The sequence below is a fragment of the Paractinoplanes rishiriensis genome (genome assembly GCF_016862375.1).
Lineage (GTDB): Bacteria > Actinomycetota > Actinomycetes > Mycobacteriales > Micromonosporaceae > Actinoplanes > Actinoplanes rishiriensis.
Map to the genome: position 1 here is coordinate 13,168 of NZ_BOMV01000079.1, position 26,975 is coordinate 40,142.

Sequence of the window (26,975 nt, forward strand, 5' to 3'; positions counted from 1 at the left end):
GCAGTTACCCCGGCAGCACTTCCGGCACACGGGGTTTTTGCCCCCGCCCGATAGCGTATGGGCCAGCCATCGACGAATGGGGGTTTCTCGATGCTCCGCCGAAAGGTTCTCGCACTGGCCACGGTCACCCTGCTCGGGGTGACGCTGGTGCCGGCGACACAGGCGCAGGCGGCCGGCTCGGCCGACTGGGGTGCCTGCCCCGCGTCACCGCCGGACATCGACCCGCGCCAGCAGTGCGCGGCGCTCAGCCTGCCGCTCGACTACCGCAAGCCGGCCGGCCGCAAGATCACCGTAACGATCTCGCGGATCGCGGCCACCGATCCCGCTCTCCGCCGCGGCATCCTGCTGCTGAACCCGGGTGGTCCGGGCGGTTCCGGTCTCGACCTGCCCACCTATCTGTCGCAGTCGCTGCCGGCCGAGGTGCTGGCCCGCTACGACCTGATCGGGTTCGACCCGCGCGGCGTGGGCGCCAGCACGCCGATCACCTGCGGCCTCGACCCGGCCACACCGGTCGATCTGATACTGCCGTATCCCGCGCCGGACGGCTCGATCGACCGGAACGTGGCTTTCGCCCGCAGCACCGCCCGCGCGTGCGCGCAGCAGGCGGGCGACCTGCTGCCCTACCTGACCACCCCGAACACGGCCCGCGACATGGACCGGATCCGGGCCGCGCTCGGTGAACGCAAGCTGTCCTACCTGGGCTACTCGTACGGCAGCTACCTCGGCGCGGTCTACACGTCGCTGTTCCCGGCCCGGAGCGACCGGATCATCCTGGACAGCGGCGTCGACCCGAAGCTGATCTGGACCCGCATCTGGGAGCAGTTCGGCCCGGCCACCGCACTCCGCTTCCCGGACTTCGCGAAGTGGGCCGCGGCCCGCAACGACGAGTACGGCCTAGGAGCGACGCCCGCAGCGGTGACCCGCACATACTTCAAGACGGCCGAAACCCTCGACCGCGACCCGATCGTCACACCCGACCTGACGATCACCGGCAACTTCTTCCGCGAACTGACCCGCGGCGCCCTCTACGACGACCGCAACTTCCCCACGCTGGCCGCCGACTGGCAGACCCTCAACGCCGGCGCCGTCACCTCGCTCGAGGTCCCGTTCGACAACGGCGCGGCCGCACTCTGGGCGATCGCCTGCGGCGACATAACCTGGACCAACAACATCAGCTCGTACGCCCGCCGCAGCGCCGAAAGCCGCAGGCACTACCCGATCACGGCCGGCATGCCACCGAACATCTGGCCGTGCGCGTTCTGGGAGTACCGCCCGACCGAGCCCCCGGTGGCCGTGACGGACAAGGGCCCGCGCAACGTCCTGATCATGCAAAACCTGCGCGACCCCGCCACCGGCTGGGCGTCGGGCCGCGGCCTGCGCCGCGCTTTGGGCAACCGGGCCGCGTTCATCAGCCAGGACGCGGGCGGCCACGGCGTCTACGGCATCCGAGCCGGCACCTGCGCCACCGAGATAGGAACGGCCTTCCTGGTGAACGGCACGCTCCCGGCCCGAGACCGGCTGTGCGCCGGCCCCACCCCGGACGACGTCACCATGCTGTCAGCGGTGCCGACGTTCCGCACCGGCCCACTGGGTATCAACCTGGGCGGCTAATCAGAGATCTGAGCAACCCACCACATCGCCCTCACCTCCCCCTCGGTGAGGGCGATGTCGTTCCTGCTGCCGGGCGTTACGACCCGCCGGGCAAGCGGCCCGGCGCCGGGTGTGTCGTCGAGGTGATGGTCCCGCCCGCCGATGGGCGGGCACGAACCGCGCCTGGCGACGCCGGCCCCATTTATGACATCATTGTTGTCATGTTTCGCGATCGGGGTTCCCGGCTCTACGAGGTTCTCCAACAGGTCCGGCCGCTGGTGCTCAACTCCGCGCGGGTGGTCGAGGCCTCGCTGCGGCCTTCGGGCCTGACGGTGGGAATGCGTGCCGTCCTCGAGGTGCTCGCCCGGCACGGACCCGCCACGGTCCCGGCCATCGGCGAACGCCTGGACCTCGCCCGGCAGGGCGTGCAGCGGCACGTCAACGATCTGATCGAGCGGGGCCACGTCGAGAGCCGCACCAACCCCGGGCACCGGCGTTCGGTCCTCATCGCACTCACCGATGCCGGCTCCGACATGATCAGCCGAGTCAGCGAGGACGAGCTGCAACACCTGTCGGGGATGGCCCGGGACTGCACCGCCCAGGAGATCGCCGCGGCAGTCAAAGTGCTGCGGGCGCTGAACCGTGACGTACGCCAACGAGCACTTCAGCTCCACGATCACCGAGGAAACGCGCATGCTCGACGAGCGTGAGATCTACGCCTGGACCAGCGGTAACCGGTTGCTGATCGCGGATGTTCTCGCATCGCTCGACGACGCCGGCTGGTACGCACCGACTCTGTGTTCCGGATGGACCGTGCGCCACCTGGCCGCGCACCTCGTTCAGCCCATGCTCGTCAGTTTCCCCCGGTTCTTCCTGACCGCGATGCGCTACCGCGGCGACACCGCAAAGACCGTCGACCATTTCACCCGGCGACTCGCCCGGACACCACCGCCACAGCTCATCGCCCTCCTGCGTGACCACGCAACGGACAAGGTGAGCCCGCCACGCGTCGGCCCCATGGGACCGTTCGCCGAGACCTGCATCCACCTCCGCGACATGGCCAGACCACTGAGCTTGCCCGTCGACGTGCCCGTCGAGCACTGGCGCATCCTGATGGACTACCTCGTCTCGCCCGCAGCCGCACCCGGACTCACCCCCGCCGGACGGCTCCGCGGGATCACCCTCGCGGCCACCGACACCGACTGGGTCACCGGACGTGGCCCGGAGGTACGCGGCACCATCGAAGCCTTGGCCATGGCCGCCACCGGACGGCCCACCGCCCTGGCCGACCTCCACGGACCCGGCCAGCACGCGCTCGCCAGCCGGCTCACCGCGCACTGATCAGCCGCTGGCCGATCAGACCCGTAGGTTGTGACGGATGGGGTGGGAGGCACTCGGGCAGTGGGGTGCGGACGTCGCTCGCGTCGAGCCGCTCGCCGGTGGCGTTGCCAACGACGTGTGGCACGTGCGGGTCGGCGGGCGTCTCGCCGTCGGTCGCCTCGGCGGCCGGAGCGACGCTGATCTCGCTTGGGAGACCGGGCTCCTTCGATACCTCGACCGGGCGGGTTTGGCCGTGCCGGTCCCGATCCCGGCCGTGGACGGCCGGCTGTTCGCCGATGGCCTGGTGGTGATGACCTACCTGGAGGGCGAACCGCCCGAGACGCCGGCCGACTGGCGGCGTGTGGCCGGCGCGCTCCGTGAGCTGCATCGGTTGACGCGGGGCTGGCCGCAGCGCCCGGGATGGCGGTCGTCGACCGACCTGCTGCGGGTCGAGACCGGAACAAAGATCGACCTCGGCGCCATGCCTCCTGAGGGGGTTGCTCGATGCCGGGCGGCGTGGGCGCGGCTCGCCGGACGGCAGACCTGCGTCGTTCACGGCGACCCCAACCGCGGCAACGTGCGGATGACCGCGGACCGGGTCGGTCTGATCGACTGGGACGAGGCGCACGTCGACGTGCCCGACCTCGACCTGGTGCTGCCGGGCAACGCCGCCGGCCTCGATGACGGCGGGTTCGACATCGCCGCTCAGGCGTCGGCCGCGTGGGAGGCCGCTGTCTGCTGGGACGACGACTATTCGGTCAAGCGGCTCGCTGAAGTCCGAGCGGTCCGGAAGGCGTACGGGCAATGATGGCTGGCATGACTCTGCCTGCCCTTCCCGAGGAAACCTTCCAGCGGGTGCTCTGCGTCGTGGCGCACCCGGACGACATGGAGTACGGCACGTCCGCGGCCGTCGCCCGGTGGACCGCGCGCGGCATCGAGGTCGGTTATCTGCTGCTCACCCGGGGCGAGGCCGGCATGCCGAACCCGCCCGAGGAAACGGCGCGCCTGCGCGTGGCGGAGCAGCAGGCCGCCTGCGCCGTCGTCGGCGTCGAGCACCTGACCGTCCTGGAACACCCGGACGGTGTGCTCGTCTACGGCCTCGACCTGCGCCGGGACATCTGCCGGGAGATCCGCCGGTTCAAGCCCGACGTCGTGCTCGGGTCCGGCTACCAGATCGAGACGCCGTTCGGCTTCGACCAGGCCGACCACCGCGCGGCCGCGCTCGCCACCCTCGACGCGGTGCGCGACGCGGGCAACCGGTGGGTCTTCCCGGAGCAGGTCGACGACGGGGGCCTCGAACCGCACTCGGTGCGCTGGCTCATCATCCCGGGGCTCGCCGGGTCCGGCGCCACCCACGGCGTCGACGTCACCGGCGAGCCGCTGCGCCGCGGCGTCGCCTCGCTCGAAGCGCACGCCGCCTACCTCGCCGCGCTGCCGGGCCACCCGGCTCCCGCCGACTTCATCCCGATGTTCGCCGCGATGGGCGGCAAAGCCATGGGCGTCGAGCACGCCGTCCTGTTCCGCGCCCATGACCTGCAGGCACCACCCGACCTCTTCACCGACGCGACGCGAGATGCGCCCAGGTCTGGGTGAACCAGGGGTCGTCGGCGACCGCCTTCACGTCAATGACCGGGGTGCCGGAGACCGCGTCGAGGCCCGTTACGGTCAGTTCGCGACCTTGGACGGACTCGATGGCGCAGCAGGTCACTCCGATGCGGTTCGGTCTGCGCGGGCCGCGTCCGGCGAAGACGCCGACGGGCGGAAGGTCGCTGCGTCCACGATAGGGGCGTGGCTCCCGGTGATCGCCGTCCTCGGGGAACTGGGCGAAGAGGAACAGGACCTCGACGTGTGAGAAGCCCTCCAGGCCTTGGAGGCTCGCTTCGCCGAAGCGCTCGTCGATGGTGATCGTGCTGCGGACAGCACCCCAGTTGTCAGTGTTCTGGATGTCCGTTCGCTCGTTGCGCACCGTACCTATCGACATGACCTCGAACCGGGACATGCCCAGGAGGCTAGTTCCGTCTCGCTCGTACCCGCTTTGCTCCCGCGAGGTGCCGGTATTCCCACGAATCCGCCGGCCGACGGCAATCCCGAGCCGTACCAGCGAAATCGTCGTCGGCAACCAATGCTCTAGGGTATCGACGCACTCGCTCATCACGAATCTCATCGGTGTTCTCCTTTACCTGTCGTGATGGGATGAGCGTCGCCGACAAGGTGTCCAGCGTGGTCCAGCGCTGGACGCAGGACCATGCCGGACTGTGGAGGGTTATGCCTGCCGATGCGCAACGCGACGAGTTCCGGGCATGCCTCCGCGAGTTGCACACCCGTGCCGGTCGTCCGAGCGTGGATGCGATCAAGGCGGTGACCGACACGGCTGGGTTCACGGTCGGCAGGTCGACGATCGCGGCGGCTCTTTCGGTCAACGGCAGCGGCGGCCTCAAGTGGCCGACGGTGGAAGCGGTGCTGGTCGGACTTCGCAGTCTCGCCAGGGCCAAACTGGATCCGTGGGAGACCGAGGCATCGGAGTGGCGGCCGCGATTCGACGCCGCCTTCGGCACCGAACGGTCCAGGAGCGGTCGCCCGAAAACCGACGACGTCGCGTTCGTACTGGGCCCCTTGCCGATGGAGGCGGCGCATTACCAGCCACGCCGTGAACTGGCCGGCCGGATCCACGAGTCGAAGGCCACCACCTGCGTGTTGTCGGGTTTGGGTGGGGTTGGCAAAACCCAGCTGACTGCCAGATACGCACGAGACCGGGCCGCCAAGGGTGATCTGGTGGTCTGGGTGGACGCCTCCTCCGTTGAGGCGATCGAGTCGCGTCTCGCCGACGCCGGAGCTGAGTACGCCGACGCCGACCCGGCCCGGCCGGCCCAAGCCGCCGACCGTTTCCTGGCCTGGTTGGCGGGCACGCCACAGCCGTGGCTGATCGTGTTGGACGCACTCCCCGACGTCGGGGTCCTCGGCCGGCGGCGACCCCCGGCAGACGTCGCCACCGGACGGACCCTGATCACCACCCGCCGGCGCGACACGGCCCTGCTGGGTGGCAATGGCGCGTTCGTCGACATCCGCGAGTTCCCGCCTGGCCACGCCGAGGACTACCTACGGGACGCTTTGCGCGCACACCTGGCCGACGACGTCACCGGGGTCGCCGCGGACCTGGGCTTCCTACCCTTGGCGTTGGGCCAGGCTGCCGCGTTCATGAACGACCTGAAGGTGCCGTGCAGCGGTTACCGGCAACGCTTCGCCGACCGGCGCAAACGCCTTCCGGAGCTGTTGCCCGGTACGAGCGCGCTGCCGGACGGATATCAGCAGACGGTGGCCGTCACCTGGTCGCTGTCGATCGAGGCGGCCGACCGGGAACCACCGGTCGGGCTGGCCCGTCCGCTGTTGAGGCTGAGCGCTGTCCTGGACCCGGGCGGTATCCCGGACCAGGTGTTCTATTCCGACGCCGCCCGCAACTGGCTGGGTTACGAACGCACGCACGATCATGGGGACCTACCGGCCGGCCTCGACCCCGACACGGTGCACGACGGTCTGCAGAGACTGCACCTTTTCAACCTCGCCAGCTACGAGGCGGGGCTGGTCCGCGTACACAACCTCGTCCAGCGAGCGGTTCAGGACCAGTGCCCGGTCGCCGAGCTGGGTGAGGTGGCGTGGGCAGCCGCGGATGCGCTGCTGGCCGCCTGGCTCGCGGCCGGCGGTTCACCCGAGCGGGTGGAACGCCTCCGGGCGAACACCCGGGTGCTGGCGGGCGGCCACATCGACGATCTGTGGCTCGTGCATGGGCCGCACCCCGTGCTGATCGGGTACGGCATGAACCTCGGCCAGGCCGGCCAGGTTCGGGCCGCGATCAGTCATTTCGAGCGGCTGACCGAGATCGCCGAGCAACGCCTCGGCCGCGAGCACGATTCGACCCGGGGGTTGCGGGGCCAGCTCGGAGCCTGGCAGACGCACGCGGGCGATATGTCGAGCATTGACCTTCTCCTGCAGGTGGTCGCGGAGAAAACGCGCGACCATGGCCGTGATCACCCCAACACGCTGTACACGCGACACAACCTGGCGATGGCCTACCTGCAGGCCGGAGCCTATGAGCAGGCATTGTCCGAGATGGAGCAGGTGCTGGTCGCGCGCCGCCGGATCAGGATGTACGGACCCGACCACCCGTTGACGCTGACTACCTGGCACAACTATGCCCTGATCCAAGGCGAGAGCGGCGATGCGACGGGAGCCGCCTCGGAATTCGCAACGATCGTGGCCGAGACCGTTCGCGTGCTGGGCAGCAAGCATCACGACACGCTCAGTGCCCAGCACGAGCATGCTCGCTGGCTGAACATGAGCGGCGACCACACCACCGCGAAGGCCGTGTACGAATCCGTGGTCACTGCCCGCCTCGATCTGCTGGGGCCGGCGAATCCGGACACGTTGCTCAGCCAGGAGGGCCTGGCCTTCGCCCTCAAGGGCCTCGGCGACGAGGAGGCAGCCAAGGTCATCCTCGACGAGGTACGCGCTCATCAGGCGCGCGTCCTCGACGCGGACAACCCGGACCTGCTCATGAGCCTGATCTACGAGGCCATCGAACGCCTGGACGCCGGCGATCCCGACGCCCTGGACGACCTCGTACTGCGGTTCGAGAATCTCGTCCGGGCGGTCGGCGGGGGCCATCGACACGTGCTCACCACCGCGCAGGACGTCGCCTTCTACCGGGAGCAGGCCGGAGAGCGCGACCTGAATCCCATGATCGTACTGATCGAGGGCCTGCTCAAGGTGCTCCCGGCCGACGACCCGCTGCGCGAGTACTACGGGAGAATTCTGGACGACCGTCAGGACGGAACCCCACCCGAAGGCCGAGCGGTTCGGAAGGCGTACGGGGAATGAAGAGCAGGCATGACTCTGCTTGCCTCCCCGAGGAAAACTTCCAGCGGGTGCTCTGCGTCGTGGCGCACCCGGACGACATGGAGTACGGCACCTCATCGGCCGTCTCCCGAGCCGCGGTCACGTCGCCGCCGCCCTCCAGCGTCGCAAAGAACGCGGCCGTGCGTGTCAAATCCGAACTGATCGTCTTTTCGGCCGGCGACCGGGTTGTCGGTCAAATCGTGGAATCCGATATGTGACCCGGCCGAAGATCGACGGATGCACTCGATCGAATGAATAATGGCGGTCGCCACGCCACACCGGCGGCAGGCTGAAGCTGTTCAGGCGACCTTGAGGAACCGGATGGTCGCGTCTCTTGCGGTTTCCAGCGCACACCGCAATACGCCGGCCGCATCGTAGATGCCCGCCCCGAACAGGTCCGCCCGGGCGCCGGTCAGCACATCGATCTCCAGCCCCGGGGGTACGGGGGTGGCGATCCCCGCATTGGCGAGCAGCTGAACGTACGGCGCCTCGAGCGACTCCGCGACGATCCGCACGCCGCTACCCTCGTCGGTGTTCTGAATCGCCGCGGCGACCACGCCGGACAGCGCGCACAGAACCGTGCACCCTCCGGACAGGAGCCCTTCGTCGACGGCGACCTTGGTCGCACGGATCATTCGCTCGAAGCGGCCCTTGCGCTCATCGAGTTCCGCCTCGGTGTCCGCCCCGACTTTGATCACTGCGACGCCGCCGGCCACCTTGGCGAGCCGCTCCATCAGCTTTTCGCGGTCATAGTCGTTGTCAACGGCGTTGATCTCGGCACGGATCTGATCGACCCGGAACGTCATATCATCGGGCCGGCCGGCACCGTCGATGATCGTCGTCTCCTCTTTCGTGACGACCACCTTGCGGGCCATGCCCAACTGCTCGAGGGTGATGTCCTGCCATGGGATATCCGCCTCCGACGTGATGAGCCGGGCCCCGGTCATAACAGCGATGTCTTCCAGAATGGCCTTGCGCCGGTCACCGAAGCCCGGCCCTCTGACGGCGACGGAAGTGAATGTTTCGCGCTGCTTGTTGACGACCAGCGTGGCCAGCGCCTCGCCGTCGACATCCTCGGCGATTATGAGAAGCGGTTTGCCCGACCCGAGGACCTTTTCCATGATGGGAAGCAGGTCCTTGACCCAGAGGATCTTGGCATTCACCAGCAGGATGTAGGGGTCGTCGAGAACTGCCTCCATGCGCTCCAGGTCGGTGATGAAGTGCCTGGAGATGTAGCCCTTTTCCCACCGTGTGCCCTCGGTGAGTTCCAGTTCGAGGCCGAAGGAGTTCATTTCCTCGACGGTGATGACACCGTCCTTGCCGACCTTGTCCAAAGCCTCGGCCAGAATCTCGCCGACCACAGGATCGCCTCCCGCTACCGACGCGAAGGCCGCGATCTGCTCCTTGGTCTCGACGTCCCGTGCCAACCGCGGCAACGCTTCGACCGCCAAGGTAACGCCGGCCTCGACCCCGCGCACCAGGGCCATCGGATGGGCTCCCACTCGTAGTGCGCCGGCCGCCCCGTCCATCATGGCCTGGGCCAGCACCACCGCCGTCGCGGTTCCGTCCCCCACCTGCCGGCGCATCTGGGTGATGATCTCGTCGGCGTAACCGGCACCGACCCCGTCCCGCGGATCCGCCGGCCGATACCGGGAAGTGAACGCACCGGCATTGTCCGTCTCGACGAAGGCGCCGTTCTCCCCTTCGACCAGAATGCGCCGTCCCAACGGCCCCAGCATCAGGCGGATCCGGTCCGCAGCGGCGCGCATGCCCCGGGCGACGATGACCTGGTTCCGGTTGTAGTGGCTGGGCCGGTTCGGCCGCACCGGTGCGACCGCCGTGCCGGCAGTTTGCCGAGGCCCGGCGACACGGCCCGGATCAGCCGCCACGGCCGCCAGGTAGATGTTCAACTCCGCGTCGTTCGCGAAGAACCTCGGCGTCTGGTTGGGGTGTCTCCGCCTGACCCCCTCCTGCACGTAACGGAACAGTTCGTCGACACCGATCCGGCCGTCACCGTCGAGGTCCGCCGCGCCGCTGCCGAGCCCCTCGATCATGACGTCGGTGAATACCGAAGCATGCGGGGCGGCGTCGGTCACGCTGTCGCCCTCGTACGCGTACTCGTAGGCGTCCGATGCGGCGAGCACCACGTAACCGCGACCCACCTGGCCGTCCAGCGCGGATTTCGGAGCGGCCTTGAAGCCCTCCGCGAAGGCGCCGCTGTAGCAGCAGTCGAGGATCAGCACCTTGGCACTGGCGGCGCACGCCTCCAGCTGTTCGTTGACGAAGGTGCGGGATACCGCGGTGCCCGCCGGCCGGAGGTGCCGGGAGTTGGTGCTGGCGAAGTACAGCCGATGCAACCCGTCCACCAGGCCGTGACACGAGAAGTACACGAGCACCAGGTCGTCCCTCATGCGCTCGGCAAGCAGCTCCTCGATGGCCATCCGCACCTGATGGTCGGGCGAGTCACGGAGGACGGCGACCGAGGTGAACCCCCCGACTTCGGGGGCCTCGAGTATCGCCGCCAGCCGGTCCACGTCCTGGTGCGGCGCCCGGAGCTGGTTGAGCGTCTGGTCCTCGTACTCCCCCGCCGCGATCAGCAATGCGAAACGGCCCATCGACTACTTCCCATCAGGGTCGACGATTTTCGAACGATGCAGCCATGCGACAAGGGCCTCCTCGGATTCGCGGGAGGAACTGTCCACGACCAGTTTCCGGTCGCCGTCCGCAAGACTGATTCGGCCGACCAGGCCGCGCCTGATCGCACCGGTCACCACCCGGCTGATCGAGCGGAACGCCTGGAGGGACCCGGCAGCGCCGATCGTCAGGGACCCCGGCTCGAGGTGACTTCCGCCCTTGCTGCCGTCCGGCGGGGTCCCGCCGCCGGGCACGACGGCGACACCCTCACGGACCAGTTCGCGCGCGATCGCGGTTGCCGCCCGGGCCGCCTCAGTCGTGCCGCCGTCCTGAACCGACAACGTGATCGTCTCGTCGGAAGTCATTCTCGGTCCACCTTCTCGCAACGGGGTTTCAATTCGTACGCTTTCCGGAACCGATGGCATTCACCAGGGGACCCAACGACTTGGCGTGTTCCGTCGCCTTCGGATCAAGCCAGCTGACCGCGTACAGCGAGAGCCACGCGAGCGTCGCTGTCAGCAGCGTGCCGAACAATTTGTCATCCAAGGTGATGCCGAGCAGTTCCGGTAGCAGAAGCAGCGCAACGAGCGGTAGGACCGCCGCCGCCAGCGACCCTGCCGCACCGAGCAGGCGCCGGAGCCTGGGCCGGACAGACATGTTCTCCGGCTCACCCACCAGCAGGTTGCCGTAGTTGCCGCTGACGAATGCGCTGAGATCCGCCGCCAATTTGGACGAGAGCTCGGCCTCGAGCCGTTCGTTGGCGAAGGCGGCGCGCATCGACAGATCCCGGAGCCCGCCGGCCACCTGATTGACCGTGCTGTGCCATCGCGATCCGGCGCCGGTGCCGGACCCCTTCGGCAGAAGTTGCCGCCATCTCTGGTCAATGATGCGCGCGAGGTACTGCAGCTCGCGGGCAGCGTAATCGAACCTCGCGACGGCGCGCCTGTCCGCCGAGGGTTCGATGTAGGTTTTGTGAAGAATTCCGAGAATGGACTCGACAATCTCGCCGTCAAGGTTTGCGGCGAGCTTGAGGCGACCGACAACCGCGTGCGTGAGCCGAATGCTGATGCTGAGCAGGAAAGCAAAACTCCAGAACACCGCCTGGCCGACGAGCGCCGCACCGTACGCCTCGTAGCCCCACGGGCGCTCCCGGAGCACAATCCACAGTGCCGATGCGAGGGCCGCAGCCAGACAGAGATAACCCAGCGTCGTATCGGCAACCGGTCGTCCGGTCAGAAGGTCGATAGCCCGCATACCGAGAGCCACCAGGAATAGAGTCGCTACGGCGATCAAAGCACCCACCAGCGCCGTCAGCAGATCAGCCCAGGCGGGCTCCGCCGATACGAAGAACGGGGTGGCCAGGCAGGCCAGAACAGCGACCGCCGCGGGCAACCGGGCGGTCGTCTGCAATGCTCTGGTCGCCGTATCGCGCAGAGCGTCGTAGCGCACAACCGCGGCAACCTTGGTGCCCGCCCAATCGCTGAGGGACTCCCGGTCGCCGTCCGGCAACTCCGCGAACTGGTCGAAGGCCTTCTTACGCGCAAGAAGGGTGGTGCTTACCGCAACTTCGAATTCCGAACGCCTGTTCCTGGTGAGGAGGAAGCGTGAAACCCGGAACTCGTCCGGTCTCGCCTCCCATGCGGAGTGGGGGTGGTTCACCGCAGATGCCCCCTGTCAGCACCGTTCAACAGCCGGCCGAGCGAAGGTGTGCCCACGTCTGAGTGAACCAGAGCGCATCCTCCACCACCATCGGCCGCATGCCCGTTGCCGGGCCGCCGCTCAGCTCCCGGCGCAGTTCCTCCTCGATCTGGCCGGCCACCTCGGCCGGCGTGCGGGACTGCTCCAGCCAGATGCTCAGCGGCCGGGGCACGTCGAACACATCCGCGGCCTGCACGGCCGGAAGCAGGCCGCGGATCTCCTCCACCGTCTGCATCGTGCCGTGGGACGGGTCGCGCAGGCGTTCCACCCGGTCCGGGTCGCCGGGCAGGTCCGGCTTGCGGACCAGGTCGGCTATCACCACGCGGCCGCCCGGGCGGCACACCCGGAGCAACTCGGCCACCACCGCGGACGGGTCGCTCACCTGGTGCAGCGAGAAGCGGGTCACCACCAGCGAGAACGAGCCGGCCAGGAACGGCAGGCGGGTCGCGTCGCCCTCCTGGAAGACCACATTGGTCGCGCCCTCCGCGTCGGCGCTCGCCTTGCCGGTGGCCAGCATCTCGGGGGTCATGTCCAGGGCCGTCACGTGCCGGACCTCGCCGGCCAGCGCCCGCGCCACCAGGCCGGTGCCGCAGGCCACGTCCAGGCACACGTCCGTCGCCGTGGGGGCCACGAAGTCGATCAGGCGGCCCAGGTATCTGGTGAACGACGCGTTGATGCGGTCGTCCTCGAAGGCGTCGGCCTGGCGCGCGAACTCGCGCAGGATCAGGTCGCGGTGCTCAGGCATCGGGCTTCCCTTCGGGGCTGAGCGCCTGGCGGAGCAGTTCCAGCGGGTGCCAGGCGACGCGTTCGGTGCCGTGCCTGATCTGCTGGCGGCAGGAGACTCCGGTGGCGGCGACGATAGTGGTGTCCGGCTCGGCTCGCAGCGCGGGGAACAGGCGGCTCTCGCCGATCTGCATGGACAGGTCGTAGTGCTCGGCCTCGAAACCGAAGGAGCCGGCCATCCCGCAGCACCCCGCGTCCAGTTCGGTCACCACGGCGCCGGGGATCCGGCTCAGCAACGCGACCGTGGCGGCCGTACCCACCTCTGCTTTTTGGTGGCAATGACCGTGGTAGACGATGCGCTTGCCGGACAGCCCGGAATCGGACAGGCGCAGGCGGCCGGCATCCACGGCATCCAGGAGCAATTCTTCAATCTGCCGTACGCGACCAGCTATGTCGCGCACCACCGGGTCATCGGCCAGCAGCTGGCGGTGCTCGTCGCGCAGGGTGAGAATGCACGACGGCTCGCAGCCCACGATCGGGGTGCCGGGCTCGGAACCCCAGGTGAGCCGGACCGCCAGCCCGTGCGCCTGCGACTTCGCGTCGTCCAGCAGGCCCTTCGAGTAGGCCGCCCGGCCGCAGCAGCCCCGGCTCTCCAGCCGCACCCGCCAGCCGGCCGCGGTCAGCAGTTCCACCGCGGCCTGGCCGATCTGCGGTTCGGTGAACGTCGTGAACGAGTCGGCGAGCAGCGTCACCTGCCCGAGCACCCCATCGCCCGGACGCCGCCCGCGGAACCAGCGGATCAGGTTGCGGTGCCGGAAAGTGGGTAGCGGACGGGCCGGCGCGAGACCGAGCATCCTGCGAACAAGGCCGATTCTTCCCGGCAGGTTCGACAACGGCGCGAACGCCGAGCCGATCCGGTTGAGCCGCCGGATGCTGCCGAACATCCGGGCCCGCCGCGGCACCCCGTGCAGGTCATGCCGGTGCGCCAGGGTCTCGGCCTTGAGCGCGGCCACGTCCACCCCGAGCGGGCACTCGCTCTTGCAGGCCTTGCACATCAGGCACAGGTCGAGGATCTCGTGCAGCCGATCGTCACCCAGCGCGGCCCGCGGGTCGGCCGTCGACAGCGCCTTCACCAGCGCGTTCGCCCGGCCCCGGGTGGCGTGTTCCTCCTGCCGGGTGGCCACGTAGGACGGACACATCACGCCGCTGGAGTCCTTGCGGCACAGGCCGATGTTCATGCACCGGTCCGCGGCCCCGCGCATGCCGCCGACAACCTCAAACCGCAATCTGGTACGCAGTGGCGGCGCGTCCGGCAATGCGGCGTCCCGCAGATGGTCGGTCATCGCGGGCGCGTCGACGATCTTGCCGGGGTTCAGCCGGTTGTCCGGGTCGAAGATCCTTTTGACGGAACGCATGGCCTCGTACAGCTCGTCGCCGAAGATCTCCCGGTTGAACTCGCTGCGGGCCAGCCCGTCGCCGTGCTCGCTCGAGTTGACGCCGCCGAACTCGCGTACCAGATCCTTGATCTCTTCGGCGACGCCGCGCATGACCCGCACGTGCTCGGGCCGGCGCACGTCCACGAACGGCCGGATGTGCAGGCAGCCCACCGAGCAGTGCCCGTAGAAGCCGGCCCGCAGCCCATACCGGTCCAGGACCTGCTTGAACCTTCGGGTGTACGCCGCCAGGTGTCGCGGGTCGACCGCGGTGTCCTCGACGAACGCCAGCGGTCGCAGCGTCCCGGTGCTCGCCGCCATCAGCAGGCCCAGGCTGGACTTACGCACCTTCAACAGCCCGGCCTGCTGCTGCGGGGTCTCGGCGCGCAGGGTGTGGTAGCCGTGCCCGTGCCGCTCCCACAGCGCGGCGAGGCGGTCGAGCCGGCCGGCGAGTTCCGCGTCGTCGTCGCCGCTGAACGAGACGAACAGCAGCGCCTCGGGCTCGCCGTGCAGGATCCGCCCCAGGTCGGCGTACTCGAGCCGCTGCCGGGACAGGTCGAGGATGGTCCGGTCCATCATCTCGACCGCGGACGGCTCGCAGGCCAGCGCGTCCTCGGTGGCCTCGACCGCCGCGATCACCGAGGCAAAATGCCCAACCCCGATGACCGTACGCCGCGGCCTGGTCACCAGGTCGACGACCGCCTCGGTGGCGATCACCAGCGTGCCCTCGGAGCCGACCACGAACTTCGCCAGGTTGAACTCCGGATCGGCGGCCAGCCGGTCCAGCCGGTATCCGCAGGCCTGCCGCCAGTACGGCGGGAAGCCCTCGGCGATCGCCGTCGCGTTGGCCTCCAGCAGGGTGGGCAGGTGCTGGTAGACGGCGCCCTCCACCGTGGCCCGGTTCGCGAGCAGCCGTCGTTCGTCCTCCGTCACCGGCCCGAACCGGGCCCGCCCCGCGTCCGCCAGCACCACGTCCAGCTCGCGTACGTGATCGATGGTCATCCCGTAGCGGACCGACCCGCTCCCGGCCGAATTGTTGCCGATCATCCCGCCGATGGTGGCCCGGTTGCTGGTCGAGGTGTCCGGCCCGAACATCAGCCCGTGCGCCGCGACCGCCGTGTTCAGCTGGTCCTGCACGACGCCCGGCTGCACCCGGGCCACCCGCCGCTCCGGGTCGATCTCGACGATCGCGCGCAGGTGCCGCGACAGGTCGAGCACCAGACCCGGCCCGATGGTCTGCCCGGCCAGGCTGGTGCCGGCGCCGCGGGCCACGACCGGGATACCGTACGTGCCGGCCAGCGCCACGGCCGCGGCCACGTCGTCGGCGTGCCGCGGGAACGCCACCCCGAGCGGCGCAATGGCGTACATGCTGGCGTCCCGCGAGAACAGGTGCCGGGTGTACGCGTCGAACGCGACCTCGCCGTCCAGCGCGGCCGCCAGATCCTGTGCCAGCGCGTCGGCCGCCGTCACGGGCGCTGCAACCGGTCGAGGGCCGCGGTGATGCCGCCGGGGTCGATCGGCACGCCGGACGCGGCCAGGCCCATCTGCACGCCGGCCAGGGTGCCGGCCAGCATCACGTCGTTGAAGTCGCCGAGGTGGCCGATCCGGAACACGCGCCCGGCCAGTCTGCCCAGGCCGGAGCCGAGCGACAGGTGGTAGCGGTCGAGGATGAGCGCGCGAATCCGGTCAGCGTCGGGGACTGACACCGCGGTCAGCGAACCGGAGTATTCCCGCTCATCGACGGCTAACACTTCCAGCCCCCAGCCGCGGACCGCCGCCCGGGTCGCCTCGGCGTGCCGCTGATGCCGGGCGAACACCTGCGGGAGGCCCTCCTCGTCGAGCATCCGCAGCGCCTCATGCAGGCCGTAGAGCAGGTGGGTGGCGGGCGTGTACGGGAAGAAGCCGCGGCTGTTGGCGTCCAGGATCGGCTGCCAGTCCCAGAAGGAGCGGCGCAGCCTGGCCTGCTTCGCCGCCTCGAGCGCTTTCGGTCCGATCGCGTTGAAGCTCAGGCCCGGCGGGAGCATCAGGCCCTTCTGCGAGCCGGCCACCGTGACGTCCACGCCCCACTCGTCGTGCCGGTAGTCGATGGAGGCGAGCGACGAGATCGTGTCGACGAGCAGCAGCGCCGGGTGGCCGGTCGCGTCGATGGCCCGCCGGATCTCGGCGACCCGGCTGGTGACCCCGGTAGACGTTTCGTTGTGCACGACCAGGACGGCCTTGACCGCGTGCTCCGCATCGGCCGTGAGCTTGTCGGCGACCTGCTGCGGGTCGACGCCGTGCCGCCAGTCCCCCGGTACGAAGTCGACCTCCAGGCCGAGCCGCACCGCCATCTCGCGCCACAGCGTTGCGAAGTGCCCGGTCTCGAAGCACACCACGCGGTCACTCGGGCTGAGCGTGTTGACGAGGGCGGCCTCCCACGCCCCGGTGCCCGACGCCGGATAGATCACGACCGGCTGCGTGGTGCCGAACACCGCACCGAGCGAGCCCAGGATGCCGAGGGTGAGCTCGGCGAACTCTGGGCCGCGGTGGTCGATGGTCGGCGCCGCCATGGCGCGCAGCACCCGGTCCGGCGTGTTGGTGGGGCCCGGAATCTGGAGGAAATGACGTCCACTCATGAAAAGTCCGCCTTGTACCCGCCTTTCCCAGACCGTACCAGTCTTGACCGTCCAATGTGATCCAGGACATAGTGCAGCATCAGGAGGTTTCGATGTCAGTCGAACTTGTCTCGATCCTCGTCCTGGCGGTTATCTTCCTGATCGCCACGATCCGCCCGGTCAACCTGGGTGCGCTGGCGATTGTCGCCGCGTTCGTCCTCGGCCTGGCCGTCCTCGAGGGCGCCGATCTCGACGAGAAGACCGACGCGATCTTCGCCGGCTTCCCCGGCGACCTGTTCGTGATCCTGGTGGGCGTCACCTACCTGTTCGCGATAGCCAGCGCGAACGGCACGGTCGACTGGCTCGTGCACGCCGCCATCCGCGCGGTACAGGGCCGCATCGGCCTGATCCCGTGGATCATGTTCCTGGTCACCGCGTGCCTGACCGCCATGGGCGCCGTGGTCCCGGCCTCGGTCGCCATCATCGCCCCGATCGGCATGGGCTTCGCCCTGCGCTACGGCATCAACCCGCTGATGATGGGCCTCCTGATCATCAACGGGGCCAGCGCCGGCGGCTTCTCCCCGATCAGCATCTTCGGCGGCATCACCAACGGCGTCGTGGAGAAGGCCGGCCTCCCCGGCAACCCCACCCTGCTGTTCCTGGCCTCGTTCTTCGTCAACCTGGCGATCAGCCTGGTGGCGTTCTTCATGTGGGGCGGCCGAGACCTCCTGCGCCGCCGAGTCTCCACCGCCCCCGCCAACGCAGCCCCCACCAACGCAGCCCCCACCAACGCAGCCCCCACCAACGCAGCCCCCACCGACGCAGCCCCCACCGAGGATCCCGAGCCGATCACTCTCGACCGCAACCGGATCATGACCATCGTCGGGCTGCTCGGCCTCGCGGTGGCCGCGCTCTTCTTCGACCTCAACGTCGGCCTGGTGGCCATCACGGTCGCCGTGATCCTCACCCTGGCCGCGCCGGACTCGGCCCGCGACGCGGTCAACCACGTGGCCTGGCCGACCGTCCTGCTGGTCTGCGGCATCGTCCTCTACGTCGGCGTCATGCAGAGCATCGGCACGATCGACTGGCTGGGCGAAGAGGTCGCCACGGTCGGCACTCCCCTGATCGCCGCCCTGGTCATCTGCTTCATCGGCGCCGCCGTCTCCGCGTTCGCCTCCACCACCGGAATCCTGGGCGCCCTGATCCCCCTGGCCGTCCCGTTCCTGACCGGCACCGACGCGGTGGGAGCGGTCGGCCTGATCACCGCCCTGGCGCTCTCCTCGTCCATCGTCGACTCCAGCCCGTTCTCCACCAGCGGCGCCCTGACCGTGGCCAACACCCCCGAGGACCGTCGCGACTACGTCTACAAGGGCCTGATGCGCTGGGGCTTCAGCATGGTGGTGCTGATTCCCATCCTCACCTGGCTGATCTTCGTGGTCCCCGGCTGGCTGTAGTGACCGCGTCGCTGGCCGTCCAGGCGGCCAGGGTGGTCACGGCCCGGTCCAGGACGGAACGTGGGAAGTGCTGGTCCAGTTCGGTGTTCTCGACGGCCAGCACGCCCGCGCGGCGGCGGCAGGCGACCCGGCCGGCGATCTCGCTGCCGGCCAGCACGGGCAGGGCGAAGTAGCCGAAGGTGCGCTTCGCGGCGGGCTTGTACGCCTCCAGCCGGTAGTCCTTGCCCCAGATGCGCCGGAGGCGGTCGCGGGTCCAGAGCAGGGAGTCGAACGGGGACAGCGGCGTCACCCGGTCGTCGTCGATCTCGACGGCCGGGTCCGCGCCGGGGGCCAGCCAGGCAGGGTGCCGCCAGCCCTCGGCCTCGGCCTGGATGAGGCCGAGCGACGCCAGGCCGGCCTGGGCCTCGGCGGGCCGCATCCGGAAGTAGTCGGCGACGTCGGCCGTGGACGCGACGCCCAGGGCTTGAATCGCGCGGCGGCACAGTTCGCGGACGCAATCCTGGTCGTGCGGCTGCGCGGCCAGGATCGCCGGCGGGATCACCAGTTCCGGCAGCGCGTACACGCGTTCCCAGCGGTCGCGCTCCGCGCACACCGCGCCGCCGGTGGCGGCCAACCACTCCAGCGCCCACCGGAACGGCGAGTCACGCTCCCAGCCCGTGCCGGTCATGGCACCGAAGTCACGCAACCGCACCCGGCCCTCCGCCGACAGCCGTTCCCGGGCCACCGCGACCGCGGCCATGTCGACCTCGGGTCCCCGCCACCCGTTCGCCAGCACCTGCCGCCGCCGGAAGCCGAACGCCGGCCACAACTCGATGTCGATCAGCGACAGCGCGTGCGCCATCCCCTCAAAGCACCGGCCGGGCTCCGGGTCGCCGGCCGGCACGCCCCGGCTGAGCAGAACGAGTTCGTGCGACCGGCGCACCGCCGACATCGAGTCGATCTGGATGCAGCCGAGCCGCGCGAGGACGGCCGGGGCGGCCTCGCCGGGGAGGTGCAGGCCCTGGGCGGCGACGGCGATCCGGCGTACCTCTGCATGATTGAGGGTTTTTGACGCGATGCCCGCAACATACTCCGCTACTGGCGCAGGAACATGCCGACGTAGGACGGCTGCCCCTGGGTGGGGTCGGCCTCGGCGCCGCCGACCTTGGTGCCGACCAGGAACGCGGTCTTGTTGTAGAACCAGGGCAGCGCGACGTACCGGCTCATGATCTTCTGGTCGAGCTCGGCCCACTTGCCGGCGGCCTCGTCGGTCGGCAGGGCGGCGGCCGCCTCGATCTCGGCGTCGAGTGCGCTGTCCTGCTGCATGCCCCAGCTGTTGCCCTCGGCGACGCTCCGCGACTGGAAGAGGGTCGGTATCCAGCTCGAGCCGGTGGGCCAGTCGGAGCACCAGCCGCGCGGCGCCTGGTCGAGGTTGACCGGGGCGTCGTAGTCGCTGGCCCTGGCCCGGATGTCGGCCGCCGACGCGCCGATGGCCTTCACCTTGAACCCCGCCTTGGTCAGGTCGTCGGCCCTCATCGCGGACCGCTGCTGCGCGAGCGGCACGCTGTTGGTGTAATACCAGCTCAGCTCGAAGCCCAGTTTGCCGGCGTCGCTGAGGATCTTCTTCGCGCCCTCCGGGTCACCGGCTCCGGCGCCGGTGAGGTCCGGGTACGGCGGGTAGTCCTCGTAGCCCTGCACGGTCGGCGAGAGGAAACTGCTGGCCGGCTCGGCGGTGTAGGGGTTGTTGCCGCTGGCCTTGGAGAGCGCGTCCCAGTTGATCGCCTTCGCGATCGCCTTGCGGACGTTGACGTCCGGGATCTTGCGCGTGTCGATGTTCAGGACGTTGACGCAGGGGCTCTGACCGCGGACCAGCTGGACGGGCTGGTCCGTGCCGGTGATCTGCGGGATCAGCGAGGAGTCGATCTGCTCGGCCTGCATGGCGCCGGCGTCGGCACCGGCCGAGTTGAGCACCCGCTGCTGGGTCGACACCGCGTCGCCACCCCACCGGAAGTTCCAGCCGTCCAGGTACTGGTGGCGGACCGGGTCGGTGTTCGGGTCCCAGTGCGGGTTCTTCTTCAGGGTCAGCGAGCTTCCGGCGACATATTCCGAGAACACGTACGGGCCGGTCGCGAGCGGGCGGTTCTGGTAGTCCTGCTTGGTGTCCTTGGCCTGCGGGATCGGCGTGAACATCGGGAAGGACATGAAGAACGGCAGGTCGGCGAACGGCTTGGCCAGGTGGATGAGCAGCTTGTCGGTGCCCTGCGTCTCGACGCCGGCGAAACTGTCGCCACCCGCGTACGGGCCCTGGTATTTGTCGCCGTCCTTGAAGTACGACAGCTGGTAGGTCGGGCCGCCCGGGAAGACGTCGCGCGCGAAGGACCGTTTGATCGCGTAGGCGAGGTCGTCGACCTTGACGTCCGTGCCGTCGTCGTACCGGATGCCCGGCTTCATGGCGAAGGTCCAGGTCAGCTTGTCCGGCGACACCGTGCCGAGGTCGGTCAGGTCCGGGACCAGGACCGCCTTGCCGTTACGCAGGGCGTACTGCGTCGGGGAGCGGAAGAAGAGCTTCTCGATCGCCTGCGCGTCGACGTCGTAGGTGTCGGTCGGGTCGAACGACATGGGCACGGCTTGGGCGTAGACGGTCAGCGTGCCGCCCTTCTGGGCGCCGGCGACCTCGGGTGCCGGGCCCTTGGCGTTCGGATCCATCGCGCTCTGCTGAGTCGTGATCCGGCCCGTGTCGCCCGTACCGGATCTGTTTTGCGACGACGGGCTGCCACATCCCGCCAGCACCAGCACCAGCGCGACCGACGCCGCGGCCACCGTCCTGCAGCGCCTGACCATTCAGTCATCGTACCGATACGGAGAGTCATCTCGGACCGGTTCCCGCCATACCGCCGGCCGTTCCCGGGCTGCCATGATCGGTACGTGGTGACGGACGACGAGCGGTGGGCGGCCGCGTTTCCCTACCTGTACGAACCGGCCTACGTGGACTACGCGGGCTGCCGGACCGCATTCACCACCCGGCCGGTGCCGGACGAGCTGGTCGGGCGCCTGCACGTGGTGGCGCTGACCCCGGAACGGCACGTGGTCGTCTGCCGCAGCGTGCAGGGCTGGCGGTTCCTGCCCGGCGGGACGCGCGAGCCCGGCGAGACCCTGGACGAGCTGACCCGGCGGGAACTGCTCGAGGAGGCCGGCGCGGCGATGACCGGGCCGGTGTCACTGTTCGCGGCGCACGTGGCGGACAGTCTGCGGGACGGTCCCTACCGGCCGCATCTGCCGCACCCGCGGGCGTATTGGGCGTACGGCCTCACGCGTGCCGAGGTGACCGGCCCGCCGACCAATCCGCCGGACGGCGAGCACATCGTCGAGGTGCTCGCGCTGCCACCGGACGAAGCCGCCGCGTACATCGCCGAGCACCACCGGATGCACGCCGACGTGATCCGGCTCGGTCAGGCGCTCGGGCTGTTCTGACCCCCGATGGTCAGGAACGGAACCGGGCAGTCGGCGCAGGTGCAGTTGGTGAGGCTGTCGCAGCGGGCTTCGACGACCTCGGTGAGGGTGGCGCGGATCGCCGTGAGGTCGGCGATCCGCTGGTCCACCTCGGCGATCTTGTCGATGGCCCGCTGGCGCAGGTCGGGCGCCGGGTGGCGGCGACTGCGGCCGGCGTCCAGCAGATCGGCCACCTCGTCCAGGGTGAAGCCGAGCCGCTGCGCCGCCTTGATGACGGTGAGCAGGCCAACCGTGTCGGGCGGGTAGAGCCGGTGGCCGCCCAGCGACCGGGCCGGCGCGGCCAGCAGCCCGCGGCGCTCGTAGTAGCGCAGCGTCTGAATGTTCACGCCGGCCCGCGCCGCGACCTCACCGGTCCGCAGTCCGTCCATCACGTCGAGGGTATGCCGAGAACGGCCGCCATCGTGCCCCGCGCCTCGGCCGGCATCCGGACCTCCAGGCGCAGGCCCTCGCCGTCGATCACCAGGCGGTAGCTGCCGAACGAGCAGCACCGATATTCGGCGGCGGCCAGCCTCCCCAACGTCCCCGCGATCTCCACGTCGAACGGGAACCAGAGCACGATGCCGTCCACCAGCTTCTCGCGCCGGAGCACGTGCCCGAGCACCAGCTGCCAGGCGTCGACCCGGTCGCGTGCGTCGCCCCCGTCGGCCTGCAGGTCGCAGGAAAGCCCGCCGGCCGGGAAATCGTAGGTGCCCGGGTGCCCCTGCAACCGGGCAACCTCCTCGGCCAGGGCGATCATCTGCCGCTGCCGTTCAGCGATCGCGCCCTGGGGAGAGGCGAGATCGGCGGCCGCGATCTGCCGGGCGGATGGGCCGGCCGACTCGGCGGGAAGGGATGCGGCGCGGATCCACTCCGGCGGCGCCGACGCCGTCCCCGCCGCGACCGCCCGGGCCCGCTCGGTCAGCGCAGCAAGCACGTCCGCCCGTTCCGGCGGGACCTCCACCTCCAGGGTCACCGCGCCGTCCTCCCCGCTGACCCGGAAGGTGAAGAACGAGCAGCACTCCGCCTCCCGCGCCGTCAGATCTCGCACCTTTGCGATCGGCGCCGCCAGCCTCAATTGCACCAGCGTAGCGGAAATAACCGAAATGTCCGGGTGGGCGGAAGCCGGGGCGGAAGCCGGGGCGGAAGCCGGGGCGGGAGCGGCGGTGGAAGCCGGGGCGGGAGCGGCGGTGGAAGCCGGGGCGGAAGCCGGGGCCGAGGCGGGGGCCGGGGCCGGCGTCAGGGCCGAGGCGAACAACTCGTCGAACTCGGCCAGCCGCAGCGGGCGCTCCGCCGTTGGCAACGTGCACGCATCTGGGTTCATGAGCCGACGGTAAGCCTGTACCTAGGTACCGATTGCAAGGTCGCTCCGGAGGTTGCGCCGGTACGCCTCGAACCAGTCGCCGCCCGCCCGGTATTCGTAGGCCAGCACCTCGAGATTGAACAGGATGCGGTATCGGCGCAGCGTCTCGTCCAGCTCCGGGGTCCGCGTCAGCCCGTAGCCGGCAAAGAATTCGCGCACCAAGGGCGCCGGCGCCATCGAGAGCCGGGCCAGGTCGAACAGCGGGTCGCCGGCGCCCGCGTCGCCCCAGTCGAGCAGGCCGGTCAGCCGCGTGCCCTGACCGAAAATGTGCAGCGGCTTGAGATCGCGGTGCAGCAGCACGCCGGGGCCGTCGAAGCGCAGGCCCGCGCACGCCGCCACCGCCGCCGAGGCCAGCGCGGAGGGCAGGACCGCGGCGTCCACCAGCGACGGCACCGCCGCCAGGATGTCGTCGCGCGCCTCCGCCCAGCTCGCAAACGTCCCGCGCGCGTCATCGCCGCGCACCACCAGCCGCCCGTACCCCGTCACCGGAATGTCATGAACAATCCGCATTGCCCGCCCGGCCTCGCGCCAGACTTCGCGACTTTCGCTGGGTGCACCCGGGATCAAAACCAGGAGGAGGTACGCGGATTCACCGTCGAACTGACGAGCGGTGATCTCCGGAGCGGGCAGCCCGGCCGCCCGGGCCCGGCGGCAGGCCCACCACTCGGCCCGCAGCATCTCGCGCGGCCCGGTCTTGACGAAGACGTCCGCGCCGCCGGCCACCCGGACCCGGAACGTCTCGTTGCCCACCGACCCGGCCACCGGTTCGGCCGCGACCGCCTCGACGCCGAGTTCGCCGAGCACACGCGAGACGATCTCCACCGGTGACCTCACCCGGCGACGATATCGGGCAGCTCAACCGAGTTTCGCGACCGTCAGCAGGATCACGCTGTCCTGCAACGCCTCCAGGCTGTGCCGGGTGTCCGGGACGACCATCAGGTCGCCGGCGTGCGCCTCGGCGGCTTCGTCGCCGGCCAGCATGCGCACCCGGCCCTGGAGCACGTGTACGGTGGCCTCGCCCGGGTTCTCGTGTTCGTCGAGGCGCTGGCCGCCCGCCAGGGCGATCACGGTCTGCCGCAGGGTGCTGGCGTGGCCACCGTGGACCGTCTGGGCACTGCGGCCGCTGGAGGCGTCGCGCGCGGCCGCCAGGTGGTGGTCGGCGAGGTCGGTGAGGGACAGCTGCTGCATGGTCACTGGACCTTCTCCCAGCCGCGGCGGGCGGGGACCGCGTCGCGGCTGCGGTAGACGATGTACGGGCGGGTCAGGTAGCCGATCGGCGCCGAGAACACGTGCACCAGGCGGCTGAACGGCCAGAACGCGAACAGCAGCCAGGCTGACAGGGCGTGCAGCCGGAAACCGGCCGGGGCGGCCTCGATCAGGGACTTGTCGGGCTGAAGGTAGAAGATCGAACGGAACCACGGCGAGACCGTCTGCCGGTAGTCGTGCGGGTGGTCGGTCAGGTTGCCGAGGACCGTGGTGCCGAGGCCGAGCACGAGGGTGGCGATCAGCAGGACGTACATGATCTTGTCGTTGGTGGTGGTTGCGGAGAAGACCGGGCCGACCGTGCGGCGGCGGTAGATCAGGATGGCGGCGCCGCCCAGGGTCATGATGCCGGCCAGGGTGCCGAGGCCGACCGCGACCACGTGGTAGGCGTGTTCGCTGACCCCGGCGGCCTCGGTCCAGGACTGCGGGATGAGCACGCCGCCGACGTGACCGAGGGCGACCAGCAGGATGCCGAAGTGGAACATCGGGCTGCCGATCCGCAGCAGCCGGCGCTCGTAGAGCTGGGACGATCGGGTGGTCCAGCCGAACTTGTCGTACCGGTAACGCCAGACATGGCCGCCCACGAAGATCGCGATGGCGACGTAGGGAACCACGACGTAGAGCAGGGTGCCGGTCATCGGGATCTTCCTCCGAACGGGGCGAGGCCGACCTTTTCGGCGGGCGGCCCGGCGGCGGCCAGCCGGGCCACGGCGGTGCGCTGGTCGCCGGCCAGCGGCGGCAGGGTGGCGGCGATCGAGTCGAGCACGGCCGCCCACGGCGACGGGGCGTCGTGCAGGGCGAGGCGCAGCAGTTCCAGGCCGGCCCGGTGCTCGGCCAGCAGTTCCCGGCCGGCCGGCGGGGCGATGGCCGCGTATTCGAGGACGACCGAGAGGTGGTCGGGCAGTTCCTCGCCGGTCAGGATGAGTCCGTCGGCGGCGTAGCGCTGCTTGAGCTCCAGCAGCGCCATGCCGCGGTTGCGGGTGTCGCCGTGCGCGTAGTACGTGAGGAACAGGCAGCAGCGCTTGCGGTGGTCGAAGGTGGCCACGTAGTCCTCGGCCAGCCGGCTCTGCGGCGTCGTGGCGAGGTGGCCGAGGAAGCGCAGCAGCGGCCCGCCGACCGGTTCGGGCAGCGTGCCGGCCGCCTCGGCCAGCAGCCCGGCCTTGCCGCACAGGCTGTCGTCCGGGTAGCCGATCAGCAGGGACTGGATCTGCCAGGCCCGGGCGTTCACGAGGGGTCCTCCTTGCGGGGCGGGAACAGTCCTTCGGGGCGGCCCTTGCCGTCCCAGTTGAGCAGGTTGACCCGGCCGCGCTTGTCACCCGGGTCGGTCAGGGCGCCGGTGGTCTGCCGTTCGCGCAGCATGTGGAAGTTCTCCACGGCGATCGGCAGCGGCCGGCCGGACGACTCGCCGAACGGCCCGGAGCCACCCATGCCGGGGCCGCCCTCGTAGTCCAGGCTGCACTCGGTGGCCAGTTCTTCCAGGCTGTGCGCCTGCTCGGCGTGCGCCGGCGGGATCACGTAGCGCTCGTCGTACTTGGCCAGGGCGAGCAACCGGTACATGTCGTACAGCTGCTCGCCGGTCATCCCCACCGCGGCCGGGATCGACTCGTCGGGTTCCCGGTCGAGGTTGAGGTCGCGCAGGTAGGAACGCATTGCGGCGAGCTTGCGCAGCACCGCGTCGACCGGTGCCGGGTCGCCGGCGGTGAACAGCTGGGCCAGGTAGTCGACCGGGATGCGCAGCGCGTCGATGGCGGCGAACAGGTTGCCCCGGTCCTCGGCGTCGTAGCCGGTGTCCCGGACCACGTCGACCACCGGGGACAGCGGCGGGATGTACCAGACCATCGGCATGGTGCGGTACTCCGGGTGCAGCGGCAGAGCCACCCGGAACTTGTTGATCAGGGCGTATACCGGCGAGCGCTGGGCGGCCTCGATCCAGTCCCGCGGGATGCCGGCACGTTCGGCCGCCGCGATCACCGCCGGATCGGAGGGGTCGAGGAACACGTCGCGCTGGGCCTCATAGAGGTCGTGTTCGTCAGCGACCGACGCGGCGGCGAGCACGGCGTCCGCGTCGTACAGCATCAATCCGATGTAGCGCAACCGACCCACGCAGGTCTCCGAGCACACGGTCGGTATGCCGACCTCGATCCGCGGGAAGCAGAACGTGCACTTCTCGGCCTTGCCGGTGCGGTGGTTGAAGTACACCTTCTTGTACGGGCAACCGGACACGCACATCCGCCAGCCGCGGCACCGGTCCTGGTCGACCAGCACGATGCCGTCCTCGGACCGCTTGTAGATCGCGCCGGAGGGGCAGGACGCCGCGCAGGACGGGTTGAGGCAGTGCTCGCAGATCCGCGGCAGGTAGAACATGAAGGTCTGCTTGAACTCGAACTTCACCTTGTCCCCGACGGCGGCCAGGAGAACGTCACGGTCGGGCGAACCGCCCAGGTTGTCGTCCCAGTTCGCCGACCAGGAGATCTTCATGTCCTCGCCGGTGAGCAGCGACTTGGGCCGGGCCACCGGGGTGTGCTCCTGCAGCGGCGCGTTGGTCAGC

Annotated in this window: 25 protein-coding genes; 9 read left to right on the forward strand and 16 right to left on the reverse strand. The window is 69.8% G+C overall.

Annotated elements, in window-relative coordinates; genetic code table 11:
* The first annotated feature begins 90 nt into the window (after window positions 1-90).
* The 5 genes from Ari01nite_RS37490 to Ari01nite_RS37510 all read left to right on the forward strand — a co-directional run bounded on the left by Ari01nite_RS37490 (window position 91) and on the right by Ari01nite_RS37510 (window position 4,503).
* Complete coding sequence (locus Ari01nite_RS37490; RefSeq protein WP_203787390.1) at window positions 91-1,611, forward strand: alpha/beta hydrolase; 1,521 nt, start codon at window positions 91-93, stop codon at window positions 1,609-1,611.
* 200 nt (window positions 1,612-1,811) lie between these two features.
* A complete protein-coding gene (locus tag Ari01nite_RS37495; protein WP_203787392.1) occupies window positions 1,812-2,300 on the forward strand; it encodes a MarR family winged helix-turn-helix transcriptional regulator in 489 nt (162 codons plus the stop codon).
* A complete protein-coding gene (locus tag Ari01nite_RS37500; RefSeq protein ID WP_203787395.1) occupies window positions 2,284-2,931 on the forward strand; it encodes a maleylpyruvate isomerase family mycothiol-dependent enzyme in 648 nt (215 codons plus the stop codon). The genes Ari01nite_RS37495 and Ari01nite_RS37500 overlap by 17 nt, the downstream gene beginning before the upstream one ends.
* A 37-nt stretch (window positions 2,932-2,968) precedes the next feature.
* The gene (locus tag Ari01nite_RS37505; RefSeq protein ID WP_203787397.1) at window positions 2,969-3,718 is read left to right on the forward strand and encodes a phosphotransferase; all 750 of its coding nucleotides are present in this window, start codon (window positions 2,969-2,971) and stop codon (window positions 3,716-3,718) included.
* Between the two features lie 8 nt (window positions 3,719-3,726).
* Complete coding sequence (locus Ari01nite_RS37510) at window positions 3,727-4,503, forward strand: PIG-L deacetylase family protein (RefSeq protein ID WP_239163346.1); 777 nt, start codon at window positions 3,727-3,729, stop codon at window positions 4,501-4,503.
* Here the strand turns inward: Ari01nite_RS37510 and Ari01nite_RS37515 are convergent.
* Window positions 4,466-5,074: an SAM-dependent methyltransferase gene (locus Ari01nite_RS37515; RefSeq protein ID WP_239163347.1), complete on the reverse strand. Its 609-nt coding sequence runs from the start codon at window positions 5,072-5,074 to the stop codon at window positions 4,466-4,468. The genes Ari01nite_RS37510 and Ari01nite_RS37515 overlap by 38 nt on opposite strands.
* A gap of 29 nt (window positions 5,075-5,103) precedes the next feature.
* Here Ari01nite_RS37515 and Ari01nite_RS37520 point away from each other — a divergent pair, with 29 nt between their 5' ends.
* Together Ari01nite_RS37520 and Ari01nite_RS37525 are read left to right on the forward strand one after the other, a co-directional pair.
* Entirely contained in the window at window positions 5,104-7,782 is a 2,679-nt protein-coding gene (locus Ari01nite_RS37520) for a tetratricopeptide repeat protein (RefSeq protein ID WP_203787400.1), read from the forward strand.
* Window positions 7,779-8,018 (forward strand): hypothetical protein, encoded by a 240-nt coding sequence (locus tag Ari01nite_RS37525; RefSeq protein ID WP_203787403.1) that lies wholly within the window; start codon window positions 7,779-7,781, stop codon window positions 8,016-8,018. Before Ari01nite_RS37520 ends, Ari01nite_RS37525 begins: the two co-directional genes overlap by 4 nt.
* Window positions 8,019-8,099: 81 nt before the next feature.
* Here Ari01nite_RS37525 and groEL read toward each other — a convergent pair whose 3' ends face one another.
* Genes groEL through Ari01nite_RS37555 form a run of 6 tightly spaced genes read right to left on the reverse strand, consistent with a single transcriptional unit; the run spans window position 8,100 to window position 16,903 of the window.
* A complete protein-coding gene (gene groEL / locus Ari01nite_RS37530) occupies window positions 8,100-10,415 on the reverse strand; it encodes a chaperonin GroEL (protein WP_203787405.1) in 2,316 nt (771 codons plus the stop codon).
* 3 nt (window positions 10,416-10,418) lie between these two features.
* Complete coding sequence (locus Ari01nite_RS37535; RefSeq protein WP_203787407.1) at window positions 10,419-10,799, reverse strand: hypothetical protein; 381 nt, start codon at window positions 10,797-10,799, stop codon at window positions 10,419-10,421.
* A gap of 28 nt (window positions 10,800-10,827) precedes the next feature.
* Entirely contained in the window at window positions 10,828-12,093 is a 1,266-nt protein-coding gene (locus Ari01nite_RS37540) for a hypothetical protein (RefSeq protein ID WP_203787410.1), read from the reverse strand.
* 25 nt (window positions 12,094-12,118) lie between these two features.
* Entirely contained in the window at window positions 12,119-12,877 is a 759-nt protein-coding gene (locus tag Ari01nite_RS37545) for a class I SAM-dependent methyltransferase (RefSeq protein WP_203787413.1), read from the reverse strand.
* Window positions 12,870-15,758 carry an FAD-binding and (Fe-S)-binding domain-containing protein gene (locus tag Ari01nite_RS37550; RefSeq protein WP_203787416.1) on the reverse strand — a complete coding sequence of 963 codons (2,889 nt, stop codon included), beginning with the start codon at window positions 15,756-15,758 and terminating at the stop codon, window positions 12,870-12,872. Before Ari01nite_RS37550 ends, Ari01nite_RS37545 begins: the two co-directional genes overlap by 8 nt.
* A complete protein-coding gene (locus tag Ari01nite_RS37555) occupies window positions 15,755-16,903 on the reverse strand; it encodes a pyridoxal-phosphate-dependent aminotransferase family protein (RefSeq protein ID WP_203787419.1) in 1,149 nt (382 codons plus the stop codon). Before Ari01nite_RS37555 ends, Ari01nite_RS37550 begins: the two co-directional genes overlap by 4 nt.
* 92 nt (window positions 16,904-16,995) lie before the next feature.
* On the opposite strand from Ari01nite_RS37555, the gene Ari01nite_RS37560 reads away from it, so the two are divergent.
* Window positions 16,996-18,336, forward strand: coding sequence for an SLC13 family permease (locus tag Ari01nite_RS37560; RefSeq protein WP_203787421.1), 1,341 nt, complete (start codon window positions 16,996-16,998; stop codon window positions 18,334-18,336).
* On the opposite strand, the gene Ari01nite_RS37565 is transcribed toward Ari01nite_RS37560, so the two are convergent.
* Together Ari01nite_RS37565 and Ari01nite_RS37570 are read right to left on the reverse strand one after the other, a co-directional pair.
* Window positions 18,299-19,519: a DNA glycosylase AlkZ-like family protein gene (locus tag Ari01nite_RS37565; protein ID WP_275410911.1), complete on the reverse strand. Its 1,221-nt coding sequence runs from the start codon at window positions 19,517-19,519 to the stop codon at window positions 18,299-18,301. The genes Ari01nite_RS37560 and Ari01nite_RS37565 overlap by 38 nt on opposite strands.
* Window positions 19,411-21,156 (reverse strand): ABC transporter substrate-binding protein, encoded by a 1,746-nt coding sequence (locus Ari01nite_RS37570; protein ID WP_203787427.1) that lies wholly within the window; start codon window positions 21,154-21,156, stop codon window positions 19,411-19,413. Before Ari01nite_RS37570 ends, Ari01nite_RS37565 begins: the two co-directional genes overlap by 109 nt.
* Before the next feature lie 84 nt (window positions 21,157-21,240).
* Here Ari01nite_RS37570 and Ari01nite_RS37575 point away from each other — a divergent pair, with 84 nt between their 5' ends.
* The gene (locus Ari01nite_RS37575; protein WP_203787430.1) at window positions 21,241-21,786 is read left to right on the forward strand and encodes an NUDIX hydrolase; all 546 of its coding nucleotides are present in this window, start codon (window positions 21,241-21,243) and stop codon (window positions 21,784-21,786) included.
* Here the strand turns inward: Ari01nite_RS37575 and Ari01nite_RS37580 are convergent.
* From Ari01nite_RS37580 to narH, 7 genes are all read right to left on the reverse strand, one after another.
* Window positions 21,765-22,193 (reverse strand): MerR family transcriptional regulator, encoded by a 429-nt coding sequence (locus Ari01nite_RS37580; protein WP_203787432.1) that lies wholly within the window; start codon window positions 22,191-22,193, stop codon window positions 21,765-21,767. The two genes, Ari01nite_RS37575 and Ari01nite_RS37580, sit on opposite strands and share 22 nt — an antisense overlap.
* Complete coding sequence (locus tag Ari01nite_RS37585; RefSeq protein ID WP_203787457.1) at window positions 22,193-23,125, reverse strand: hypothetical protein; 933 nt, start codon at window positions 23,123-23,125, stop codon at window positions 22,193-22,195. The genes Ari01nite_RS37580 and Ari01nite_RS37585 overlap by 1 nt, the downstream gene beginning before the upstream one ends.
* Window positions 23,126-23,146: 21 nt before the next feature.
* Window positions 23,147-23,998 carry a phosphotransferase family protein gene (locus tag Ari01nite_RS37590; RefSeq protein WP_203787435.1) on the reverse strand — a complete coding sequence of 284 codons (852 nt, stop codon included), beginning with the start codon at window positions 23,996-23,998 and terminating at the stop codon, window positions 23,147-23,149.
* A gap of 21 nt (window positions 23,999-24,019) precedes the next feature.
* The gene (locus Ari01nite_RS37595; protein WP_203787438.1) at window positions 24,020-24,352 is read right to left on the reverse strand and encodes a cupin domain-containing protein; all 333 of its coding nucleotides are present in this window, start codon (window positions 24,350-24,352) and stop codon (window positions 24,020-24,022) included.
* Window positions 24,353-24,354: 2 nt separating this feature from the next.
* The gene (gene narI, locus Ari01nite_RS37600; protein ID WP_203787439.1) at window positions 24,355-25,065 is read right to left on the reverse strand and encodes a respiratory nitrate reductase subunit gamma; all 711 of its coding nucleotides are present in this window, start codon (window positions 25,063-25,065) and stop codon (window positions 24,355-24,357) included.
* The gene (gene narJ / locus Ari01nite_RS37605; protein ID WP_203787442.1) at window positions 25,062-25,655 is read right to left on the reverse strand and encodes a nitrate reductase molybdenum cofactor assembly chaperone; all 594 of its coding nucleotides are present in this window, start codon (window positions 25,653-25,655) and stop codon (window positions 25,062-25,064) included. The genes narI and narJ overlap by 4 nt, the downstream gene beginning before the upstream one ends.
* On the reverse strand, window positions 25,652-26,975 hold a 1,324-nt coding region (gene narH, locus Ari01nite_RS37610; RefSeq protein WP_203787446.1), incomplete at its 5' end, for a nitrate reductase subunit beta. The genes narH and narJ, both read right to left, overlap by 4 nt.

Excerpts from the sequence above, each read along its gene's own strand:
- Ari01nite_RS37495 (WP_203787392.1), top strand. The coding sequence starts at position 1,812 with ATGTTTCGCGATCGGGGTTCCCGGCTCTACGAGGTTCTCCAACAGGTC.
- Ari01nite_RS37520 (WP_203787400.1), top strand. The coding sequence starts at position 5,104 with ATGAGCGTCGCCGACAAGGTGTCCAGCGTGGTCCAGCGCTGGACGCAG.
- Ari01nite_RS37545 (WP_203787413.1), bottom strand. The coding sequence starts at position 12,877 with ATGCCTGAGCACCGCGACCTGATCCTGCGCGAGTTCGCGCGCCAGGCC.
- Ari01nite_RS37490 (WP_203787390.1), top strand. The coding sequence starts at position 91 with ATGCTCCGCCGAAAGGTTCTCGCACTGGCCACGGTCACCCTGCTCGGG.
- Ari01nite_RS37535 (WP_203787407.1), bottom strand. The coding sequence starts at position 10,799 with ATGACTTCCGACGAGACGATCACGTTGTCGGTTCAGGACGGCGGCACG.
- groEL (WP_203787405.1), bottom strand. The coding sequence starts at position 10,415 with ATGGGCCGTTTCGCATTGCTGATCGCGGCGGGGGAGTACGAGGACCAG.
- Ari01nite_RS37580 (WP_203787432.1), bottom strand. The coding sequence starts at position 22,193 with ATGGACGGACTGCGGACCGGTGAGGTCGCGGCGCGGGCCGGCGTGAAC.
- Ari01nite_RS37510 (WP_239163346.1), top strand. The coding sequence starts at position 3,727 with ATGACTCTGCCTGCCCTTCCCGAGGAAACCTTCCAGCGGGTGCTCTGC.
- Ari01nite_RS37585 (WP_203787457.1), bottom strand. The coding sequence starts at position 23,125 with ATGAACCCAGATGCGTGCACGTTGCCAACGGCGGAGCGCCCGCTGCGG.
- Ari01nite_RS37560 (WP_203787421.1), top strand. The coding sequence starts at position 16,996 with ATGTCAGTCGAACTTGTCTCGATCCTCGTCCTGGCGGTTATCTTCCTG.
- narI (WP_203787439.1), bottom strand. The coding sequence starts at position 25,065 with ATGACCGGCACCCTGCTCTACGTCGTGGTTCCCTACGTCGCCATCGCG.
- Ari01nite_RS37595 (WP_203787438.1), bottom strand. The coding sequence starts at position 24,352 with ATGCAGCAGCTGTCCCTCACCGACCTCGCCGACCACCACCTGGCGGCC.
- Ari01nite_RS37505 (WP_203787397.1), top strand. The coding sequence starts at position 2,969 with ATGGGGTGGGAGGCACTCGGGCAGTGGGGTGCGGACGTCGCTCGCGTC.
- Ari01nite_RS37570 (WP_203787427.1), bottom strand. The coding sequence starts at position 21,156 with ATGGTCAGGCGCTGCAGGACGGTGGCCGCGGCGTCGGTCGCGCTGGTG.
- Ari01nite_RS37500 (WP_203787395.1), top strand. The coding sequence starts at position 2,284 with ATGCTCGACGAGCGTGAGATCTACGCCTGGACCAGCGGTAACCGGTTG.
- Ari01nite_RS37525 (WP_203787403.1), top strand. The coding sequence starts at position 7,779 with ATGAAGAGCAGGCATGACTCTGCTTGCCTCCCCGAGGAAAACTTCCAG.
- Ari01nite_RS37515 (WP_239163347.1), bottom strand. The coding sequence starts at position 5,074 with ATGAGATTCGTGATGAGCGAGTGCGTCGATACCCTAGAGCATTGGTTG.
- Ari01nite_RS37555 (WP_203787419.1), bottom strand. The coding sequence starts at position 16,903 with ATGAGTGGACGTCATTTCCTCCAGATTCCGGGCCCCACCAACACGCCG.